Here is a 19,076-nt window from a genome sequence, read left to right as displayed (position 1 = left end):
GGTTTCGCCATGTTAAAAACGATGCAAAAACACGGCGTCACGCTGGCTGTCTTCGCCGCGGTCCTGACGGGGCTAACGGCACTGGTTAATGCGCTGACCAAAACGACCATCGAAGAACAGGCCTCGAAGCAGCAAAAGGCGCTGTTCGATCAGGTGATCCCGTCCGATTTCTACGATAACGATCTGCAAAAAAGCTGCTTTGTGGTAGACGCGCCGCAGCTTGGGAAAGGCCCGCACCGCCTCTTTATCGCCCGCAAAGGGGATAAACCGGTCGGCGCGGTGATGGAAGCGACCGCGCCTGACGGCTATTCCGGCGCCATTCAGCTGCTCGTGGGCAGCGATTTCTCCGGCACCATACTGGGCACCCGCGTAACGGAACACCATGAAACGCCGGGTCTTGGCGATAAAATTGAAACCCGTCTTAGCGACTGGATTTTGTACTTTGCCGGTAAAGCGATCCATGGCGAAGGTGACACCGCGTTTGCGGTGAAAAAAGATGGCGGCGAGTTCGACCAGTTCACCGGTGCGACCATCACCCCACGCGCGGTGGTAAATGCCGTAAAACGAGCCGGGCTGTACGCTGAAACGCTGCCCGCGCAGATCAACAATCTTCCGGTCTGTGAGGAGTAATCATGAGCCAGGTTAAAGAGGTTATTGTCCAGGGATTGTGGAAGAACAACTCCGCGCTGGTGCAGCTTCTGGGGATGTGCCCACTGCTGGCGGTAACGTCCACCGCCACCAACGCGCTCGGTCTGGGTCTGGCAACCACCCTGGTATTGACCCTGACCAACCTCTCCATCTCTGCCCTGCGACGCTGGACGCCGTCGGAAATTCGTATTCCGATTTACGTCATGATCATTGCGTCGGTGGTCAGTATTGTTCAGATGCTGATTAACGCCTACGCGTTCGGCCTGTACCAGTCGCTCGGGATCTTTATTCCTCTTATCGTCACCAACTGTATCGTCGTTGGGCGTGCGGAAGCGTTCGCGGTGAAAAATAGCCCCGCCATGTCGGCGCTGGACGGTTTTTCCATAGGCATGGGCGCCACCTGCGCCATGTTCGTGCTGGGCTCTCTGCGCGAAATCCTCGGCAATGGTACGCTGTTCGACGGCGCAGATGCGCTGCTGGGCGGCTGGGCCAAAGCCCTGCGCGTTGAAGTGTTCCACACCGATACGCCATTCCTGCTGGCGATGCTGCCGCCCGGCGCGTTTATTGGCCTTGGCATGATGCTGGCGATAAAATACCTGATTGATGAGAAACGTAAGCGCCGCGCGGCTGAGCGCAGCGTTCTGGAAGGGACACCCGAGAAGGCTTCATGAATAAAGAAAAGCGCATTGCGATCCTGACCCGTCTGCGGGACGAGAACCCGCACCCGACGACGGAGCTGAATTTTACCTCCCCGTTTGAGCTGCTGATCGCCGTGTTGCTCTCCGCACAGGCTACCGACGTGAGCGTCAATAAAGCCACCGCCCTGCTCTATCCGGTCGCCAATACGCCGAAGGCCATGCTGGAGCTGGGCGTGGAAGGCGTGAAGTCGTATATCAAAACCATCGGCCTGTTTAACAGCAAAGCCGAGAACGTCATTAAGACCTGCCGGATCCTGCTCGAACAGCATGGAGGGGAAGTGCCGGAAGATCGCGCCGCGCTGGAAGCCTTACCGGGCGTGGGGCGTAAGACTGCCAACGTGGTGCTCAACACCGCGTTTGGCTGGCCCACTATTGCCGTAGATACGCATATTTTTCGCGTCTCTAACCGAACCAACTTCGCGCCGGGGAAAAATGTCGAGCAGGTCGAAGAGAAGCTGCTTAAAGTGGTTCCGGCTGAGTTTAAGGTTGATTGCCATCACTGGCTGATTCTGCACGGTCGTTACACGTGTATTGCCCGTAAGCCTCGCTGCGGCTCCTGTATTATTGAAGATCTCTGCGAATACAAAGAAAAAGTGTATCCCTGAATGTCACAATCCCTTACCAAAAGAAGGGCTACCAGAAGCCCTTCTTTTGCCCGCTATTTGTCCGCCTTTCGTTTACCCTCACCTGTCACTTCTTCGGTTGTTTAACGCTCAAACAGGTTAATAGTTTTTTCATAGCCAAAAATTTCTATACATCTGTGATCGCGATCACCCTGATAACTTCATGTTGTATTTTTGTTGTCAAAATCAGCCTAAACCCTTTATCTGACAAGACACTCTTCTTTTTTTGCCGACGATAAGACCATCTATTTTTCAGAATATGGGCTATATCACTGCCAGAAGCAGCAAATAGCAGAACATATCGCCAAACACCGGTCCTGACGGGGCTCTGCCAGTCGAAAAAACTACCTTTATACATCGTATAAAATTTAACGCTGAATAACATTTGCATGAACCGACGATTATACCACTTCAGATATATGTAACAGATTATTACAAACGTATTGCCAGATGGGGCAGGATAGTGAACATTACCCGCCGTTTCTCCTCCCAATATAACTATAAGGCGTATGGACTACGGCCATCACGCTATGAACACCCCCGTTAATATGGGATGTAAAAAAAGAGGTATATGTGTCTACTGCAAACAATAAACCAACAGATGAAAGCGTGAGTCTTAACGCTTTTAAACAGCCTAAAGCGTTCTATCTCATCTTCTCTATCGAGTTATGGGAGCGTTTTGGTTATTACGGCCTGCAAGGGATCATGGCGGTTTACCTGGTCAAACAGCTGGGTATGTCTGAAGCTGATTCCATCACGCTGTTCTCCTCCTTCAGTGCCCTTGTCTATGGTCTGGTTGCTATCGGCGGCTGGCTGGGTGATAAAGTTCTGGGTACTAAGCGCGTCATTATGCTGGGCGCGATTGTACTGGCAATTGGCTATGGCCTGGTTGCATGGTCAGGGCACGATGCCGCTGTCGTGTATATGGGCATGGCAACGATCGCCGTGGGTAACGGTCTGTTCAAAGCAAACCCGTCTTCCCTGCTCTCTACCTGCTACAGCAAAGATGACCCGCGTCTGGACGGTGCATTTACCATGTACTACATGTCCATCAACATCGGTTCATTCTTCTCGATGCTGGCAACCCCATGGCTCGCCGCGAAATTCGGCTGGAGCGTGGCGTTTGCGCTGAGCTTCGTGGGTATGCTGATCACCGTTGTGAACTTCCTGTTCTGCCGCAGCTGGGTGAAAGACTACGGTTCAAAACCTGACTTCGAGCCTGTACACATGGGCAAACTGCTGGCGACTATCGTGGGCGTTGTTGTCCTCGCGGCAATCGCCACCTGGCTACTGCACAACCAGGGTATTGCTCGCGCCGTTCTGGGCGTGGTTGCGCTGGGTATCGTGGTTATCTTTGCGAAAGAAGCGTTCGCCATGCAGGGTGCTGCCCGTCGTAAGATGATTGTGGCGTTCATTCTGATGCTGGAAGCGATTATCTTCTTCGTGCTGTACAGCCAGATGCCAACCTCACTGAACTTCTTCGCCATTCGTAACGTTGAGCACTCTATTCTGGGCATCGCGTTCGAGCCGGAGCAGTATCAGGCGCTGAACCCGTTCTGGATCATGATTGGTAGCCCGATTCTGGCGGCTATCTATAACAAGATGGGTGACCGTCTGCCAATGCCGCACAAGTTCGCAATCGGTATGGTACTGTGCTCAGGCGCGTTCCTGGTGCTGCCGCTGGGTACCAAGTTTGCCACTGACGCAGGCATCGTCTCCGTTAACTGGCTGATCCTGAGCTACGCGCTGCAGTCTATCGGCGAACTGATGATCTCCGGTCTGGGCCTGGCGATGGTTGCACAGCTGGTGCCGCAGCGTCTGATGGGCTTCATTATGGGTAGCTGGTTCTTGACCACTGCCGGTGCGGCAATCATTGCGGGTAAAATTGCGAACCTGATGGCTGTGCCTGAAAACGTCACTGACCCACTCGTCTCCCTGAACGTCTACGGTACCGTGTTCATGCAGATTGGTATCGCGACAGCGGTGATCGCTGCGCTGATGCTGCTGACCGCGCCGAAACTGAATCGTATGACTCAGGACGACGACAAGACGGCTGAAGCGACCAAAACCGCTACTGCGTAAGATTATTGAGAAACGACTGAACAGAAGCCGCTAATGCATTAGCGGCTTTTTTTTTGGCCGTTCGCGCACTAACATAGCTGAAACCTCAGCAAAAAGGAGTTACCGATGAAACTGTTCTACAAACCGGGCGCGTGCTCTCTTGCTTCCCATATCACCCTGCGCGAGAGCGGCAAAGATTTCACGCTGGATGGCGTTGATCTGATGAAAAAGCGCCTGGAAAATGGCGATGACTTTCTTGCCATTAACCCGAAAGGACAAGTTCCGGCGCTCCTGCTGGATGACGGTACTCTGCTGACCGAAGGCGTGGCGATTATGCAGTTTCTGGCCGATAGCGTGCCCGATCGCCAGCTGCTGGCACCGGTCAGTACCATTTCTCGCTATAAGACGCTGGAATGGCTGAACTACATTGCCACCGAGCTGCACAAAGGGTTTACCCCCCTGTTCCGCCCGGATACGCCGGAAGAGTTTAAGCCGACCCTGCGTGCGCTTCTTGAGAAAAAGCTGCAGTACGTTAACGAATCACTGAAAGACGGACAGTGGATTGGCGGGTCGCGCTTCACGATTGCCGATGCGTATCTGTTCACCGTGCTGCGCTGGGCTCGTGCGGTTAAGCTGAATCTGGAAGGGTTAGACCACATTGCATCGTATATGAAGCGTGTGGCAGAGCGTCCTGCGGTGGCTGCGGCGCTGAAAGCGGAAGGGTTGAACTAACCGAGCGGCCTCTGTTGCCGGGTGGCGCTGCGCTTACCCGGCCTACAAAATTCACAGCCCCTCACGCGCAGCGCCACCCGGTATCGTTTAAAGCTGGGTTGCGCTGAAATAGTGCTCCGGCTTCGCGATACGATCCTGTGCCGCAACCACCTGCAGCTCATATTCCTGCATCTCTTTCGTCGCCATCATAATTTCGTATACTGCCGCAGTCACATGCTCCAGCGCATCGCGCAGCGTTGCCCCCTGAAGTAATTTCACCAGCAGCAGGCCGCTGGTCACATCCCCCACGCCCACCGGCTGGCGTTTACCAAAATCCACCAGCGGACGGCTGATGTGCCAGGCATCGTCTTTCGTCACCAGCAGCATCTCAAAGCGATCCTGACTTAGCCCTGCGCGTGCGAGATGTTTTACCAGCACAACCTCAGGCCCCTGCGCGATCAGCTCGCGAGATGCAGTTACTGCCTCTTCTACGCTGTTAACCGGATGCTCGCAGAGGATCTCCAGTTCCACCAGGTTTGGCGCAATGATATCGCTGGCGGGCAGAGCGTGGCGGACGTGGAACTCCGCAACGCCTGGCGCCACGATGCAGCCTTTTTCCGGATGACTCATAACCGGGTCGCAGAAGTATTTTGCCGACGGATTTGCGGCTTTCACCTGGCGTACGATGCCGAGGATATGCTCCCCCTGCTCCGCTGAACCAAGATAACCGCTCAGTACGGCATCACAGCGCTTGAGCTGGTCGATATCGGCAATGCCCTGCACAACCTCGGTAAGGTGCGAAGGCGGCATCACGCAGCCGGTCCATTTGCCGTACTGCGTGTGATTGGAAAACTGGACGGTATTGAGGGGCCAGACGTTGGCGCCGAGGCGACGCATCGGGAATTCCGCTGCGCTATTGCCAGCATGTCCAAAAACGACGTGGGACTGAATGGCGAGGATGTTCTTCATTATTTTCTTACCAAACCCTGAAAAAACAAAAGGGGCGTGGTTTCCCACGCCCCTGGAGACTGCTAATTACTTCCAGCAGACAAGGCAGTAGTTTTTCTTGCCGCGACGCAGCAGCGTGTAGCGACCATACAGACGATCGCCGTCAACGAAGGTGTATTCCGGGTCGGCCTGTTTCTCACCGTTGATGGTGATCGCGTTAGACGCGATGGTTTTACGCGCCTGACCGCGGGAAGGCTGGAGCTCAGAGTCCACCAGCGCCTGCATCAGGTCAGCCCCTCTCTCCATCTCAACCATTGGCACGCCGTCCTGCGCCAGCTGTTCAAAGTCCGCTTCGCTCAGATCGCTCAGGGTGCCGTTAAACAGGCTAGCGGTAATGCGTTTTGCCGCGGCCAGACCTTCTTCACCGTGAACCAGTTTGGTCACTTCATCCGCCAGCACGTACTGCGCGCGTGGCGCTTTACCGCTGTTCTTATCTTCTTCTTCCAGCGCGTTGATCTCTGCGATATCCATGAAGGTGAAGAACTTCAGGAAGCGATAAACATCGGCATCCGCCGTGTTGATCCAGAACTGGTAGAATTTGTACGGACTGGTTTTCTTCGGATCGAGCCATACCGCGCCGCCCTCAGTCTTACCAAATTTGGTGCCGTCTGCTTTGGTAATCAGCGGAACGGTCAGACCAAACACCTGGTTCTGGTGCAGACGACGGGTCAGATCGATACCGGAGGTGATGTTGCCCCACTGGTCAGAACCGCCAATCTGCAGGGAAACGCCGTGCAGTTTGTTCAGGCAGGCAAAGTCATACCCCTGCAGCAGGTTGTAGGAGAACTCGGTAAAGGAGATACCCTGGTCGTCACGGTTCAGACGCTGCTTCACAGCCTCTTTGTTAATCATCTGGTTAACAGAGAAGTGTTTGCCGATGTCACGCAGGAAGGTCAGCACGTTCATGCTGCCAAACCAGTCGTAGTTGTTGGCGGCAATCGCGGCGTTATCACCACAGTTGAAGTCGAGGAACGGCGCAACCTGTTTGCGGATCTTATCCACCCACTCCTGCACGGTATCTTCGGTGTTCAGTTTACGCTCAGCGGCTTTAAAGCTTGGGTCACCAATCAGACCGGTCGCGCCGCCCACCAGGGCAACAGGCTTATGGCCCGCCATCTGGAAGCGTTTCAGGCATAACAATGGAACAAGATGCCCCAAATGCAAGCTGTCAGCGGTGGGATCGAAGCCGCAATAGAGCGCGATCGGGCCTTGCGCCAGTCGCTCTGCTAACGCTTCCTCGTCCGTCACCTGGGCCACGAGGCCCCGCTCTTGCAATTGTTTAATCAAGTTACTGCTTGCCATCAAATTCTCCATGTATAAACGACTGCACCTTTGCCGGTACACGACTTTTCGCCTGATGCGAAAGGACCCATAGAATAAAGCGCAAGCGCGGCGTGCGCTAGCGCTAAAATCAACAAATTTCGGGGATTACGGTGCCAGTCTGTCGATTTTCCAGCCGCCATTCTCGCGCTGGTATAAAAAGCGGTCGTGCAGGCGATGTTCGCCCCCCTGCCAGAACTCAATCTGATCTATCGGGATGCGGAAACCACCCCAGAAGCTCGGCAGCGGGATTTCACCCTGCTGGAACTTCTGCTTCAGCTCCAGGAATTTACTTTCCAGCACGCCGCGTGCGGAAATGCGGCTCGACTGTTTTGATACCCAGGCGCCAATCTGGCTGTCACGCGGGCGGCTGTGGAAATACTTCACCACTTCCAGCGTCGAAAGACGTTCCGCTTTGCCGGTCACCATGACCTGACGTTCCAGCATGTGCCACGGGAACAGCAGGCTGATACGCGGATTGTTTTCCAGATGGTGCGCTTTGCGGCTGCCAAGGTTGGTGTAGAACACCAGTCCTTTCTCGTCATAATGCTTGAGCAATACGATGCGCTGATAGGGTTGACCGTTTTCATCCACCGTCGCGACAACCATGGCCGTTGGGTCGGCGAGCTTCGCTTCGCAGGCCTGTTTCAGCCAGCGTTCAAAAAGCACGAGGGGTTCAGCGGGAAGATCCTGGCGACGCAGGCCGCCTTTGGTGTATTCACGGCGCAGATGCGCAATTTGCTGCAGTTCGTCGTTATCTGACATGGCGTTAGCTGACATTGAGAGTGGGTGGCGCTATTGTGCGCCGCCCCTGTAAAAATCTCAACGCTTAGGATTTTCAAGCTGGCAATTGTTCAGCACAATGCGGTCGCGTTTGTAGACCGTGGCGCTGTCGCCTTTCGACCAGAAGACATAGATACCGTCAGTGTAGCGGGCGCCTGAGGCTGACATGCCCTGCTTCAGCGTAAGCAATTTATTGTCGTAAACAAAACTGGCTTCCTGGCGTGGATTGTTCAGCTTCACGGTCAGCGGTTTTTCGTCGCAGCGATACTCCAGCGTATCGGTCTGCATGCGCTCAAGGAGCTGGTTGTAGACGCTGCATCCTGACAGCAACAAAGGAGCGGCAATAAGAAGAAGTTTTTTCATGGGCGTATTCCGAAGACTTTCCTGGTCCTGGAGGGCATGTCCGCCCTCCTGTTTCGTTCCATTCTAACGGCGACGCACCGCGCTGAATTTCAGTTAACTCTGATTATGACGCGGATTCGCCGGGAAAATCGCCCCAAGAACGCTCGCCTCGCGAGCACCGGTTACCGACGGCAAATTGCCCGGCAGCCCGGCAATGGTGCGCCAGGCAAGCCAGGCGAAAGCCAGCGCCTCCATGTCATCCCCGCTGATGCCAGCCTCATCGGTCGTAGACACTTCGGTACCCGGCAGTAGCCCCGCAAGACGCGCCATCACCAGCGGGTTACGGCTTCCCCCGCCGCACACCAGCAGGCGTTCGCATCCGCCGCTGAGGAGCACCTGTTCGGAAATCGACACGGCCGTGAGCTCGGCAAGCGTCGCCTGGACATCCTGCGGTGCAAGCGCCGGGAATGATGCCAGCTGGCGCTCAAGCCAGCCAAAGTTGAAGTATTCACGCCCCGTACTTTTCGGTGCCGGTAAGGCAAAATAAGGGTCGCTCAGCATGGACTGCAGCAGCGGGATAATCACCTTACCCTCGCTCGCCCACTCCGCGTTTTTATCATAAGGTTGACCGCACTGACGCCAGATCCAGGCATCCATCAGCATATTGCCCGGGCCGGTATCGTAGCCGCGCACCGGCTGCCCCGGGATCAGCATCGACAGATTGGCGATCCCACCAATGTTGAGCACCATACGACGTTCTGAAGGGTGCGCCAGTAGCGCCTGATGGAACGCAGGCACCAGCGGCGCGCCCTGTCCGCCAAGGGCGATATCGCGACGACGGAAATCGCCAACCACCGTCACGCCCGTCTTCGCCACAATCTGGTTGTTATCACCGATTTGCAGCGTATGCGGGGCATCTCCTCCTGGTTCATGCCAGACCGTTTGTCCATGACACCCGATGGCCACCACATCCTGCGGGCGAAGATGTTCTTTCTGCATTAAAGCCAACACCGCATCCGCAAACAGCGCCCCCAGGCGAACATCAAGCTGTCCAAGCTGGGAGAGGGTCAGCTGCTGCCCCTGACAAATGCTCAGAATATCCTCTTTCAGTGAAATGGGGATTGGCCAGGTCAGGCTCGCCTGCTGTGCCACCATGTTTTCGTCAATGGCGGCCAGAACGACATCTACCCCATCCAGACTGGTGCCTGACATCACACCAATGTAGCGACCCGATTTCATGCGCTTTCCTTACGTTGCGTGGGCTAAGGATACCCACTCAACCATAAACGGCGCAGCTTTGCCATCCGGCGATAATATTTTTTAACAATGTCAGACGCGTAACGCGGGCGGTTCCTGTTTATCTCTCGTTAAGTCAAATTCAAGTACAATTTTCTTATTGTTAGTGCAAAGATATGAACTATGGCTCCTTATGCCATATAATTTAGCCATAACGGATGCCCCAACCGGGCGTTTTTGGTGAACAGGAGATTCAAATGATTTTACGTGTACTGGGCGTTTCGCTGATTGGTTTAACTCTGGCTGGCTGTGTGAATGACAGTTCACTCTCTGGCGACGTTTACAGCGCTTCTGAAGCGAAACAGGTTCAGAACGTAACTTACGGTACCGTTGTTAACGCACGCCCTGTACAGATCCAGGGTGGTGATGAAAACAACGTGATGGGCGCAATCGGCGGTGCCGTCCTGGGTGGTTTCCTGGGTAATACCGTCGGCGGTGGCACTGGCCGCTCGCTGGCGACGGCCGCAGGCGCCGTTGCAGGTGGTGTAGCTGGCCAGGGCGTTCAGGGCGCAATGAACAAAACTCAGGGCGTAGAGCTGGAAATTCGTAAAGACGATGGCAGCACTATCATGGTTGTCCAGAAACAAGGCAACACTCGCTTCTCTGCAGGCCAGCGCGTCGTTCTGGCAAGCAACGGAAGCCAGGTGACCGTTTCTCCACGTTAATTAAAAATGGATGTGGTCATCGGACCACATCCATTTACAATATATATCACTCCCACAAATATATTTACAAAATAAATTCACCCCGCCAATTTTTAACCACATCATATATTGTTTTTGCGCAAAGTATTTAGCAGGCTAATTGATTAAACTCTCGCAATTACCTCACCTTAATTCATTATAAAGCCATTAAAAACGTATATGTTTTCTAATCATCGTTCCGTAAAGGGTCGTTATACCTCGTTCTGTCTGGGTTGTATTGTTGTCATTGGCATATTACACGCCCTGTTTTCGAAAATTGCCGAATGGGTACCTAGCTTCTCGTCTCATTTGTTCCCTACGCTCACCATTTTTTTGCTGGTGTTTAACCTGTTTATTGCCTTCTTTATGGCAATGAAATACTGGTGTGACCGAAAACGGTTGTATCTGGTAGCGATCGCTTTTGCCTTTGCCGGGGCGGCATCGCTGATGGTCGGAACGTTGTCCTGCTTTCCCGCCTGGCTGGACCTCTATCAGTTCAACGCTGTAAACTACAACGATGCGATGATCTTCTATATGTTCCGCCATCTTTTAATGGCGGTGCTAATAATCGTTTCGGCAATACTCTATACCACGCGCAATTGTCCTCTTTCACGACTGGCGCATATCCTTATTGTGGGCGGCGAGTTTCTCTTTACCGTCTTTGCAGTTGGGTTGGCCTGGATGTATTCCAGTCACTCTTCATTTTTATCCATTGATCTGGTGGATAATGAAACCCGTGAGTTTATGGTTCTCTGGAGCCACTTCATTAATATTGCATTAATTGCACTCTGGGTGGTGACATTAGGAACGCTGATGTTTATTACGCGCATACGCAACTTATTCTGGGTGGGCGGTAATTTTCTGTGCGTCTGCTATATCGTCACGCTCACAATGCTGTTAGCGGGTGGAAATGTCGAAGATGTCTCCTGGTATCGCGCCCGCTTATTTGAGACTGTCGCCACGCTGCTGCTCATTTTTGTTCTGCTCTACGATGTTTTCAGGCTGTATCGCGACTCGCACGTCAAGTATCAGCAGTCGTACCAGAACTCAATTCGCGACCCGCTGACGCGCCTTTATAACCGCAGCTATTTTTATGAAACATTAAAGCAGGCGCTGGATATTGCCAAACCCAGCCGCCCTGTTTCCGTCATCGTCAGCGATCTCGATCGCTTCAAGCGTATCAACGACACCTACGGGCATCTTCAGGGCGACAAAGTCCTTCAGTTTGTCGCTAACCTGCTGATGGATTCCGTACGCCCGCAGGACATCGCGGCCCGTATCGGTGGTGAGGAGTTTGTTCTGATGCTGGCCAACACCTCATCAGAAGCAGCGCACCAGGTGGCGGAGCGCATACGGTTAAATCTGAGCAGCTTCGATAACACCAGCAGCGGCGGTCAACTACCGGAGCCAGTCACCATCAGCATGGGGGTGTATACGGCGACGTCACCCGCGATAGCCGCAGAAACGTGCGTGGAAAACGCCGACAAAGCGATGTATGAAGCGAAGGAGACGGGACGTAATCGTGTGGTCGTCTTTAAATAAAAAAAGGCCTTGCTGCTGCAAGGCCTTGGTGTTTATTAGTCGCGAGAATGCAGCTCATGGATGTTTTGCTCAAGGCGAGCAATAAGGCTGATGAGCATTTCCAGCTCCGCGGGTGAAACGCCTGACAGGATTTCACCGCGCGTCCTGGTGATCACGGCTTCCATTTCCGTGATGATTGGCGCCGCTTTCTCGGTGAGTTTAATCCGCTTGGCGCGACGATCGCTGGCGCAGGTTTGCCGCGAGATCAACCCCTTCTCTTCCAGCTGGTCAAGCGTGCGCACCAGCGACGGTTGCTCAATCCCTATCGCTTTTGCCAGCTGAATTTGCGACTGATCGGGCGGCAGCTGATGGATGTTGTGCAGCGTGACCCAATGCGTCTGTGTGAGTTCCAGAGGTTTCAGGCGATGGTCAATCAGAGCACGCCAGACGCGTACCAACCTTGCCAGATCAGAACCTAATGGCGATTCCAATTTCATCTCCTTATAATTAGCTTGCTAAGTTATTATACTGATTTTAGAATAGTGTGCAGCATTTGTATTGCCAAAACAAATGCAATACTGCATTCATCGAACTTAAAAGTATGACTTACACTGAATTGTTATGCTTCATCATACTAAGACAAGCCAACGCGGCATTCTGTTCACTGCAAAGGATTTCTGCCCGTGACGTTTTTTCATCGCTCAGAGGGGTTGCCCCTTCAGGACCTGATCTTCGGTGCGTCAGTCTATTTTCCTCCGCTGTTTAAGGCCGTTCTGGTGGGTTTTCTGCTCTGGCTCATCGCGCATCGTCTGCTTCGCGACTGGATGTACTCCGGTGAAATCTGGCATCCCATGCTGATGGATCTTTCCCTGTTTGCCCTTTCCGTATGCCTGGGCCTTGCCGTTTTGACTGTGTGGTGAATATGTCCTTGAAAACGCTAAAGTACTTTTCCACCCTTTTTGTCCTTGCCCTCGCGCTGGTTGCGGGGTGGTGGATGTGGAATTTTTATATGCAGTCGCCCTGGACGCGTGACGGCAAAGTTCGCGCTGAACAGGTCAGCATTACTCCTCAGGTGTCGGGAAGTATCACAACGCTTTTAGTTAAGGATAACCAGTTTGTCAAAAAGGGGGACGTTTTATTCCGTATCGACGATACCCCGTACCACATTGCGATTCTGAACGCCCAGGCCCAGCTGGCAAAAGCCCAGTCGGATCTGGCAAAGGCCAACAACGAGGCCAATCGCCGCCGTCACCTGTCGCAAAACTACATCTCAGCGGAAGACTTAGATACCGCCAATATCAACGTGAAGGCAATGCAGGCTAACGTCAACGTGGCGGAGGCGACGCTGAAGCAGGCGCAGTGGCAGCTGACCCAAACTGTGATTACAGCACCTGTCGATGGATGGGTGACCAACCTCTCCGCCCGCGTGGGGAATTATGCCACCACGGGACAACCGATATTCGCCCTCGTCGACAGTCACTCCTTCTACGTCGTGGGCTATTTCGAAGAGACCAAGCTTCGGCATATTCGCGAGGGCTCGCCAGCCACGATAACGCTTTACAGCGGCTCTCAGAGGTTACAGGGTCACGTATCCAGCGTTGGCCGTGCCATTTACGATCAAAGCGTTGAAACGGATTCAGGTCTTGTGCCGGATATTAAGCCGAACGTACCCTGGGTGCGTCTGGCCCAGCGCGTTCCGGTTCGCGTGGAGTTTGACCGTTTACCGCAGGACATTACGCTGGTGTCCGGCACCACCTGCACAGTCTCCATTGGAACCCGTTAATGAAGCTGCAGGGGATCGCCTGGCAAAACACGCCGTGGATGAAAGCGACGCGCCCACAGTGGCGCTACGCCCTACGTAACGGCATTGCCATGTGTCTGGCGCTGACCGTCGCCTATTACCTGAACCTGGATGCGCCCTACTGGGCGATGACGTCTGCGGCGGTGGTTAGTTTCCCAACGGTGGGCGGGGTGATCAGTAAAAGCCTTGGCCGTATCGCAGGCAGCCTGCTGGGCGCCACCGCAGCGTTAATTATCGCCGGGCATACGCTGAACGATCCGTGGCTGTTCCTGCTCAGTATGGCGGCATGGCTGGGGGGCTGTACCTGGGCCTGCGCCCATTTTACTAATAACGTCGCCTACGCTTTTCAGCTGGCGGGCTATACCGCCGCCATTATCGCCTTTCCGGTAGTTAACGTGCTCGACACCACCGAGCTGTGGAATATCGCCCAGGCGCGCGTCTGTGAAGTGATTGTCGGGATCCTCAGCGGCGGCTTCATGATGATGATCCTCCCCAGCACATCCGACGGCACAGCGCTTATCACTGCGCTAAAAACCATGCACACCCGGCTACTGGAACACGCGAGCCTGCTGTGGCAACCGGATAACAGCGACGATATCCGCCTCGCGCATGAAAAGGTTATCGGACAGATTCTGACGATGAATCTGTTGCGTATTCAGGCGTTCTGGAGTCACTACCGCTTTCGCCGCCAGAACACCCTACTTAACTATTTGCTGCATCAGCAGCTGCGCATGACCAGCGCCATATCCAGCCTGCGCCGGATGCTGCTCAACTGGCCGACGCCGCCGGATAACACCCGTGCCGTTATCGAAACGCTGCTCGCGGCACTTGCGCGCCCGGATGCGGACATCTACACCGTTGCGAAGATCATCGCCCCGCTCGCCCCTGTTGATGAGTACGACTACCGCCATCGCGCCTTCTGGCAGCGCCTGAACTACTTCTGCCGTCTGTACCTGCGCAGCAGCCGCTGGATTATGGCCGTCGAAAATGCGACCCCATTGACGGAGTTCAACGTCCCCGGCAGCCCGGCACTTGCACGCCATACCGACTATCTTGAAGCGTTGTGGAGCGGTTTTCGCACCTTCTGCGCGCTGATGCTGGTGGGAGCATGGAGCATTACCACGCAGTGGGAGTCCGGTACGGCAGCCCTGACGCTTGCCGCCATCAGCTGCGTGCTATACTCCGTCGCGGCATCGCCGTTCAACTCTCTTACTCTCCTGTTGCGCACGCTGGTGCTGCTATCGCTGTTCAGCTTCGTGGTGAAATTTGGCCTGATGGTGCAGATAAGCGATCTTTGGCAGTTCCTGCTGTTCCTGTTTCCCCTGTTGACCACCATGCAGCTTCTGAAGCTGCAGATGCCGAAGCTGGCGGGCCTCTGGGGACAGCTGATTGTCTTTATGGGCTCGTTTATCTCCGTAACGAATCCGCCGGTTTATGATTACGCCGACTTTCTCAATGACAACCTGGCAAAGATCCTTGGCGTGGGGCTGGCGTGGCTGGCATTCGCGGTGTTGCGTCCCGGCTCCGATGCACGCAAGAGCCGCAGGCATATCCGAGAGTTACGCAGAGGGTTTGTCGACCAGCTCAGCCGTAAACCACACATGAGTGAAAACGAATATGAATCGCTGGTTTATCATCACGTCAGCCAGCTGAACAGCAGCCAGGACGCACTTTCCCGGCGCTGGCTACTGCGCTGGGGCGTGGTGCTGTTGAACTGCTCGCACGTGGTCTGGCAGCTTCGCGGGTGGGAAACGCGTTCCGACCCGCTGTCGCAGGTTCGTGATGTTTGCATATCCCTGCTGCGCGATGTGATGAGCGAACGCGGTGTTCAGCAGCGCCCGCTGGCAACCACGCTGAATGAACTGCAGCGGATCTGCGATACGCTTGCACAGCATCATCTGCCCGCAGCCCGTGATTTGGCCTCGATAATCTGGCGGCTGCACTGCTCGCTGTCGCAGCTGGAGCAGGCACCACCGCCGGGAACGATTGGAGATCAGATCACGCCGCACGCATAGCGTGCCCCTCCGCCGCCAAGCGGTTTAGGCCGATCGGACATATTGTCGCCGCCGACATGGATCATCAGCGCTTTGCCTTTCACCTCATCCAGCTTTTTCAGACGCAGCGCGACGACGGGTTCGGTGGCTTTACCGTCGTTATTGACCACCAGCACGGGCAGATCGCCTAAATGCCCCATTCCATCCGGGCCTTCATGCTTACCGGAATGCTGGGGATCGAGGTGCCCCCCTGCCGCTTCCGCCGCCGACGGTTTACCTTCTTTTAAAGCGGGCTGACAGCTGCCTTTGGCATGAACATGGAAACCATGCTCACCGGGCGGGAGTGCTTTGAGGCTGGGGGCAAACTCCAGTCCTTTATCGGTTTCCGTGATTTTCACCGTCCCGATGGACTGACCCACTCCTTGTGGGGTGACGAGATTCATTTCCACTTCGTCGCTGGCTGCCTGCGCCCCTGCGCAAACAACCAGCGTGATCAGTGCCAGAGCAAAACGCTTCATATGACCTCCGCGGGTTATTTTTTGCCCCTTAAGTGTATACCAGGGGCAAAGATTTCACCGGAAAGTCACCTTCTGGCGGTTTATGGCACGTCGTAACCCAGAGCGGCTTTGCGGATGCGGAACCACTGCTGGCGGGTCATCTGCAGCTCTTCAGCGGCCAGTGCAGAACGCACGCGTTCTATTTTGCCGGAACCGATAATGGGCAGCGGTTTTGACGGCAGGCGCAGGATCCACGCGTAAACCACCTGTTCGATGCTTTCCGCGTTCAGTTCGCGGGCGATCGTCTCAAGCTCGTTGCACAGCGGCTGGAATTCATCATCATTAAACAGGCGTCCGCCCCCCAAGCAGGACCAGGCCATCGGGCGAATGCGCAGCTGTTGTAGCTGATCGAGGGTACCATCCAGCAGCAGCGGCTGGTGAACCGGGGAGATCTCAACCTGGTTTGTGGCCAGGGTAAACGGCAGACGAGACTGAAGAAGCGCAAACTGCGCCGGGGTAAAGTTAGAAACGCCGAAATGACGCACTTTCCCACTCTGATGCAGGTTCAGGAAAGCTTCGGCCACCTCGTCAGCATCCATCAGCGGGTCGGGGCGGTGGATTAACAGCAGGTCGATACGATCGGTCGCCAGATTGACCAGCGACTGCTCGGCGCTCTTGATGATATGCGCGCTGTCGGTGATGTAATGACCGAGGGCGTGTTCAGGTTTTGCCGTGGTGGCAATCCCACACTTCGTGACAATTTCCATGCGATCGCGCAGTGCCGGAACCAGCTTAAGCGCCTCGCCGAACGCGGCCTCGCACTGGTAGCCACCGTAAATATCAGCATGATCGACCGTGGTGATGCCTAAATCGAGGTGCTCTTCAATAAAGCTCGCCAGCTGGAGCGGAGACATATTCCAGTCCATCAGGCGCCAGTAGCCCATCACAAAACGGGAGAATTCTGGCCCCTGGGGGGCAAGGGTAATTCGCTGAACCATAACATTTTCCTCAAGGACGTGATGTCATGAGTATACGCAATTACCGTGTTAAAAAAGTGAAGGTTGCTGGGGTTCTTCGGTCTCACCCGCTTTGTTTGCGCGTATTTTGCGCAGAAGGCGCTGTCGACAGAGGCGTAGTACCTCCTGCTTTTGCGTGTCGCTAAAGTTTTGCCAGTTGAAACGCTCGTCACGGGTACGCATGCATCCACGGCAATATCCGCGTTCATCCACCTGACAAATACCCCGGCACGGGCTCTGGATGGGGAAAAACTCCAGCTGCTCTGCCACACTCACCTCCAGATAGCCACTCTCACCTACAGTGAAGACGCTAAACGCGCCACGTGCAAGGCCTATAGCACAGATTTGTGGCATTAAGGTTTCACTAATCTTCCCTCTCTATACTCGGCCCATCATGACAATAACAGGTTTACCGATCGATGTGGTCAATCAAAAAGTTACACTGTAACGACATTAAATTTACTCTGGGTTGTGCTCTCTTCTTTACGTTAATCAACGGGCTGTTTATCCAGCGCAGCTGGGCCATTATCGGCCCAATTCATCTGCACGACTTCCTCTTTGCCGCCTCCGTACCGCTGGTGCTGTTTTGCGGCTGGGTGATTGTCTTTAGCCTGCTTAATATCCCGTATATCCGTAAACCGCTGCTGATTGTTTTAACCATCGGTTGCGCCGCTGCGACGTATTTTATGTACACCTACGGCGCGGTGATCGATCAGAATATGATTGTGAACGTCTTCGAAACCAACTCTCAGGAAGCGACCGCCCTGGTGACCCCGCAGATGATTCTGTGGATTGTTATCGCAGGCCTTGTTCCCTCGGTGGTGCTGGCTCTTACCCACATTCGTACCGGGAAATGGTGGTATGCCCTGCTGACGCGGGTTGCCGCGATGCTCGGCGCCCTGCTGGTAATTATCCTGATTGCCGCCGTGTTTTATAAAGATTACGCCTCGCTGTTTCGCAACAACAAAAGCATCGTCAAAATGGTGACCCCGGCCAACTATGTCAGCGCCGTGGTGAAGTACAGCAAAATGCGCTGGTTTGCCGGCGATCAAACGCTGGTACGGATTGGCGAAGATGCCCATAAAGGACCGTTGATTTCAGGTCAACAAAAGAAAACCGTTCTGGTACTGGTTGTTGGGGAAGCCTCCCGCGCGGCGAACTACTCCCTGAATGGTTACGATCGTGAAACGAACCCGGAGCTGAAAAAGCAGGATGTCATTAACTTCCCGCAGGCCTCCTCATGCGGCACTGAAACCGCGGTTTCCGTTCCGTGCATGTTCTCCGGCATGACGCGCAGCAAGTACGATGCCGACCTTGCACACCATCAGGAAGGTCTGCTCGATGTGCTGAAGCATGCGGGAATCAATCTACTGTGGCGCGACAACGACGGCGGGTGTAAAGGTGCCTGCGATCGCATCCCCCATACCGATATGACGCAGTGGAATCTGGATCAGTTCTGCAAAGATAAATCCTGTATTGACGACGTGAACTTCTACCGTCTGGACAACGTGCTGGATGGCGTGAAGCAAGATACGGTGCTGGTTATCCACCTGATGGGGAGTCATGGACCGGCGTACTATCGCCGTTACCCGGACAATTTCCGGAAATTCACCCCAACCTGCGACACCAATGAAATTCAGGATTGCGACCATCAGGCGCTGGTAAACACCTATGACAACACTATCCTCTATACCGACAGCATGGTCAGCAAAACCATTGATGCGCTGAAAGCGCGACAGGCAAGCATGAACACCGCGCTGATTTACCTTTCGGATCACGGTGAATCACTGGGTGAAAGCGGTATTTATCTGCACGGCACGCCGTACATGCTGGCGCCGGAGCAGCAAACTCATATTCCGTTTATGTTCTGGCTGTCACCGAATTATGCAAAAAACTTTGGCATCAACGGACAGTGTTTGCGTGACCAGGCAGCAAAAAATGCGGTTTCCCAGGACAATTTGTTCTCAACCGTATTGGGTATGATGGACGTGAAATCAATGGTTTATCAACCGCAGCTGGATATACTGAGTGCATGTCGTCAGTAAACTCGCTTGCATTAGACCGAACGGTCTAT

20 protein-coding genes are annotated in these 19,076 nt (G+C 54.4%); 11 read left to right on the top strand and 9 right to left on the bottom strand.

The genetic code is table 11. From position 1 onward, the window contains the following. Nucleotides 1-9 precede the first annotated feature (9 nt). From rsxG to gstA, 5 genes are all read left to right on the top strand, one after another. Nucleotides 10-630 carry an electron transport complex subunit RsxG gene (rsxG, locus tag FOY93_RS09865; RefSeq protein WP_143345020.1) on the top strand — a complete coding sequence of 207 codons (621 nt, stop codon included), beginning with the start codon at nucleotides 10-12 and terminating at the stop codon, nucleotides 628-630. A 2-nt stretch (nucleotides 631-632) separates the two neighbouring features. Further along, nucleotides 633-1,319, top strand: coding sequence for an electron transport complex subunit E (locus FOY93_RS09860; protein WP_023617347.1), 687 nt, complete (start codon nucleotides 633-635; stop codon nucleotides 1,317-1,319). Continuing rightward, complete coding sequence (nth, locus tag FOY93_RS09855) at nucleotides 1,316-1,951, top strand: endonuclease III (protein WP_008500570.1); 636 nt, start codon at nucleotides 1,316-1,318, stop codon at nucleotides 1,949-1,951. Before FOY93_RS09860 ends, nth begins: the two co-directional genes overlap by 4 nt. A gap of 591 nt (nucleotides 1,952-2,542) precedes the next feature. Next, nucleotides 2,543-4,051 (top strand): dipeptide/tripeptide permease DtpA, encoded by a 1,509-nt coding sequence (gene dtpA / locus FOY93_RS09850; protein ID WP_063409046.1) that lies wholly within the window; start codon nucleotides 2,543-2,545, stop codon nucleotides 4,049-4,051. A 105-nt stretch (nucleotides 4,052-4,156) separates the two neighbouring features. After that, a complete protein-coding gene (gstA, locus tag FOY93_RS09845) occupies nucleotides 4,157-4,762 on the top strand; it encodes a glutathione transferase GstA (RefSeq protein WP_133294249.1) in 606 nt (201 codons plus the stop codon). Nucleotides 4,763-4,849: 87 nt separating this feature from the next. Here the strand turns inward: gstA and pdxY are convergent, their stop codons facing one another. The 5 genes from pdxY to anmK form a co-directional block, all read right to left on the bottom strand. Beyond that, the gene (pdxY, locus tag FOY93_RS09840) at nucleotides 4,850-5,710 is read right to left on the bottom strand and encodes a pyridoxal kinase PdxY (protein ID WP_143345019.1); all 861 of its coding nucleotides are present in this window, start codon (nucleotides 5,708-5,710) and stop codon (nucleotides 4,850-4,852) included. Between the two features lie 66 nt (nucleotides 5,711-5,776). Further along, complete coding sequence (gene tyrS, locus FOY93_RS09835; RefSeq protein WP_136194739.1) at nucleotides 5,777-7,051, bottom strand: tyrosine--tRNA ligase; 1,275 nt, start codon at nucleotides 7,049-7,051, stop codon at nucleotides 5,777-5,779. A 126-nt stretch (nucleotides 7,052-7,177) separates the two neighbouring features. Then, nucleotides 7,178-7,834, bottom strand: a complete 657-nt coding sequence (gene pdxH, locus FOY93_RS09830; RefSeq protein ID WP_111965664.1) for a pyridoxamine 5'-phosphate oxidase — start codon at nucleotides 7,832-7,834, stop codon at nucleotides 7,178-7,180. 57 nt (nucleotides 7,835-7,891) lie between these two features. Continuing rightward, nucleotides 7,892-8,215: a C-type lysozyme inhibitor gene (mliC, locus tag FOY93_RS09825; RefSeq protein WP_023335447.1), complete on the bottom strand. Its 324-nt coding sequence runs from the start codon at nucleotides 8,213-8,215 to the stop codon at nucleotides 7,892-7,894. Nucleotides 8,216-8,308: 93 nt separating this feature from the next. Further along, nucleotides 8,309-9,433 carry an anhydro-N-acetylmuramic acid kinase gene (gene anmK / locus FOY93_RS09820; protein WP_111965663.1) on the bottom strand — a complete coding sequence of 375 codons (1,125 nt, stop codon included), beginning with the start codon at nucleotides 9,431-9,433 and terminating at the stop codon, nucleotides 8,309-8,311. A gap of 254 nt (nucleotides 9,434-9,687) precedes the next feature. Here anmK and slyB point away from each other — a divergent pair, with 254 nt between their 5' ends. Both slyB and FOY93_RS09810 read left to right on the top strand, forming a co-directional pair. Then, entirely contained in the window at nucleotides 9,688-10,155 is a 468-nt protein-coding gene (gene slyB / locus FOY93_RS09815) for an outer membrane lipoprotein SlyB (protein WP_047348789.1), read from the top strand. Nucleotides 10,156-10,353: 198 nt separating this feature from the next. Continuing rightward, complete coding sequence (locus FOY93_RS09810) at nucleotides 10,354-11,715, top strand: sensor domain-containing diguanylate cyclase (protein WP_143345018.1); 1,362 nt, start codon at nucleotides 10,354-10,356, stop codon at nucleotides 11,713-11,715. Nucleotides 11,716-11,750: 35 nt separating this feature from the next. Here FOY93_RS09810 and slyA read toward each other — a convergent pair whose 3' ends face one another. Further along, a complete protein-coding gene (gene slyA, locus FOY93_RS09805; protein WP_111965661.1) occupies nucleotides 11,751-12,191 on the bottom strand; it encodes a transcriptional regulator SlyA in 441 nt (146 codons plus the stop codon). A gap of 186 nt (nucleotides 12,192-12,377) precedes the next feature. Between slyA and FOY93_RS09800 the strand changes: the two genes are divergently transcribed. Genes FOY93_RS09800 through FOY93_RS09790 form a run of 3 tightly spaced genes read left to right on the top strand, consistent with a single transcriptional unit; the run spans nucleotide 12,378 to nucleotide 15,510 of the window. After that, nucleotides 12,378-12,614, top strand: coding sequence for a DUF1656 domain-containing protein (locus FOY93_RS09800; protein WP_111965660.1), 237 nt, complete (start codon nucleotides 12,378-12,380; stop codon nucleotides 12,612-12,614). Nucleotides 12,615-12,616: 2 nt separating this feature from the next. Further along, nucleotides 12,617-13,477 carry an efflux RND transporter periplasmic adaptor subunit gene (locus tag FOY93_RS09795; RefSeq protein ID WP_115874865.1) on the top strand — a complete coding sequence of 287 codons (861 nt, stop codon included), beginning with the start codon at nucleotides 12,617-12,619 and terminating at the stop codon, nucleotides 13,475-13,477. Beyond that, nucleotides 13,477-15,510 carry an FUSC family protein gene (locus tag FOY93_RS09790; protein ID WP_143345017.1) on the top strand — a complete coding sequence of 678 codons (2,034 nt, stop codon included), beginning with the start codon at nucleotides 13,477-13,479 and terminating at the stop codon, nucleotides 15,508-15,510. Before FOY93_RS09795 ends, FOY93_RS09790 begins: the two co-directional genes overlap by 1 nt. Here the strand turns inward: FOY93_RS09790 and sodC are convergent. The 3 genes from sodC to FOY93_RS09775 form a co-directional block, all read right to left on the bottom strand. Continuing rightward, the gene (gene sodC, locus FOY93_RS09785; protein WP_143345016.1) at nucleotides 15,489-16,007 is read right to left on the bottom strand and encodes a superoxide dismutase [Cu-Zn] SodC; all 519 of its coding nucleotides are present in this window, start codon (nucleotides 16,005-16,007) and stop codon (nucleotides 15,489-15,491) included. The genes FOY93_RS09790 and sodC overlap by 22 nt on opposite strands. An 80-nt stretch (nucleotides 16,008-16,087) precedes the next feature. Beyond that, nucleotides 16,088-16,984 carry an aldo/keto reductase gene (locus FOY93_RS09780; RefSeq protein ID WP_143345015.1) on the bottom strand — a complete coding sequence of 299 codons (897 nt, stop codon included), beginning with the start codon at nucleotides 16,982-16,984 and terminating at the stop codon, nucleotides 16,088-16,090. A gap of 48 nt (nucleotides 16,985-17,032) precedes the next feature. After that, nucleotides 17,033-17,272 (bottom strand): DUF1289 domain-containing protein, encoded by a 240-nt coding sequence (locus FOY93_RS09775; protein ID WP_008500587.1) that lies wholly within the window; start codon nucleotides 17,270-17,272, stop codon nucleotides 17,033-17,035. Nucleotides 17,273-17,421: 149 nt separating this feature from the next. On the opposite strand from FOY93_RS09775, the gene eptA reads away from it, so the two are divergent. Then, nucleotides 17,422-19,047 carry a phosphoethanolamine transferase EptA gene (gene eptA / locus FOY93_RS09770; RefSeq protein ID WP_143345014.1) on the top strand — a complete coding sequence of 542 codons (1,626 nt, stop codon included), beginning with the start codon at nucleotides 17,422-17,424 and terminating at the stop codon, nucleotides 19,045-19,047. Nucleotides 19,048-19,076: the final 29 nt, after the last annotated feature.

The sequence above is a fragment of the Enterobacter sp. 18A13 genome (assembly GCF_007035975.1).
Classification (GTDB): Bacteria; Pseudomonadota; Gammaproteobacteria; order Enterobacterales; family Enterobacteriaceae; genus Enterobacter; species Enterobacter vonholyi.
The sequence above is the reverse complement of the archived record's forward strand: the minus strand, read 5'-3'. Positions and strand labels throughout refer to the sequence as shown.

Excerpts from the sequence above, each read along its gene's own strand:
- rsxG (WP_143345020.1), top strand. The coding sequence starts at position 10 with ATGTTAAAAACGATGCAAAAACACGGCGTCACGCTGGCTGTCTTCGCC.
- FOY93_RS09860 (WP_023617347.1), top strand. The coding sequence starts at position 633 with ATGAGCCAGGTTAAAGAGGTTATTGTCCAGGGATTGTGGAAGAACAAC.
- nth (WP_008500570.1), top strand. The coding sequence starts at position 1,316 with ATGAATAAAGAAAAGCGCATTGCGATCCTGACCCGTCTGCGGGACGAG.
- gstA (WP_133294249.1), top strand. The coding sequence starts at position 4,157 with ATGAAACTGTTCTACAAACCGGGCGCGTGCTCTCTTGCTTCCCATATC.
- pdxY (WP_143345019.1), bottom strand. The coding sequence starts at position 5,710 with ATGAAGAACATCCTCGCCATTCAGTCCCACGTCGTTTTTGGACATGCT.
- tyrS (WP_136194739.1), bottom strand. The coding sequence starts at position 7,051 with ATGGCAAGCAGTAACTTGATTAAACAATTGCAAGAGCGGGGCCTCGTG.
- pdxH (WP_111965664.1), bottom strand. The coding sequence starts at position 7,834 with ATGTCAGATAACGACGAACTGCAGCAAATTGCGCATCTGCGCCGTGAA.
- mliC (WP_023335447.1), bottom strand. The coding sequence starts at position 8,215 with ATGAAAAAACTTCTTCTTATTGCCGCTCCTTTGTTGCTGTCAGGATGC.
- anmK (WP_111965663.1), bottom strand. The coding sequence starts at position 9,433 with ATGAAATCGGGTCGCTACATTGGTGTGATGTCAGGCACCAGTCTGGAT.
- slyB (WP_047348789.1), top strand. The coding sequence starts at position 9,688 with ATGATTTTACGTGTACTGGGCGTTTCGCTGATTGGTTTAACTCTGGCT.
- FOY93_RS09810 (WP_143345018.1), top strand. The coding sequence starts at position 10,354 with ATGTTTTCTAATCATCGTTCCGTAAAGGGTCGTTATACCTCGTTCTGT.
- slyA (WP_111965661.1), bottom strand. The coding sequence starts at position 12,191 with ATGAAATTGGAATCGCCATTAGGTTCTGATCTGGCAAGGTTGGTACGC.
- FOY93_RS09795 (WP_115874865.1), top strand. The coding sequence starts at position 12,617 with ATGTCCTTGAAAACGCTAAAGTACTTTTCCACCCTTTTTGTCCTTGCC.
- FOY93_RS09790 (WP_143345017.1), top strand. The coding sequence starts at position 13,477 with ATGAAGCTGCAGGGGATCGCCTGGCAAAACACGCCGTGGATGAAAGCG.
- sodC (WP_143345016.1), bottom strand. The coding sequence starts at position 16,007 with ATGAAGCGTTTTGCTCTGGCACTGATCACGCTGGTTGTTTGCGCAGGG.
- FOY93_RS09780 (WP_143345015.1), bottom strand. The coding sequence starts at position 16,984 with ATGGTTCAGCGAATTACCCTTGCCCCCCAGGGGCCAGAATTCTCCCGT.
- eptA (WP_143345014.1), top strand. The coding sequence starts at position 17,422 with ATGTGGTCAATCAAAAAGTTACACTGTAACGACATTAAATTTACTCTG.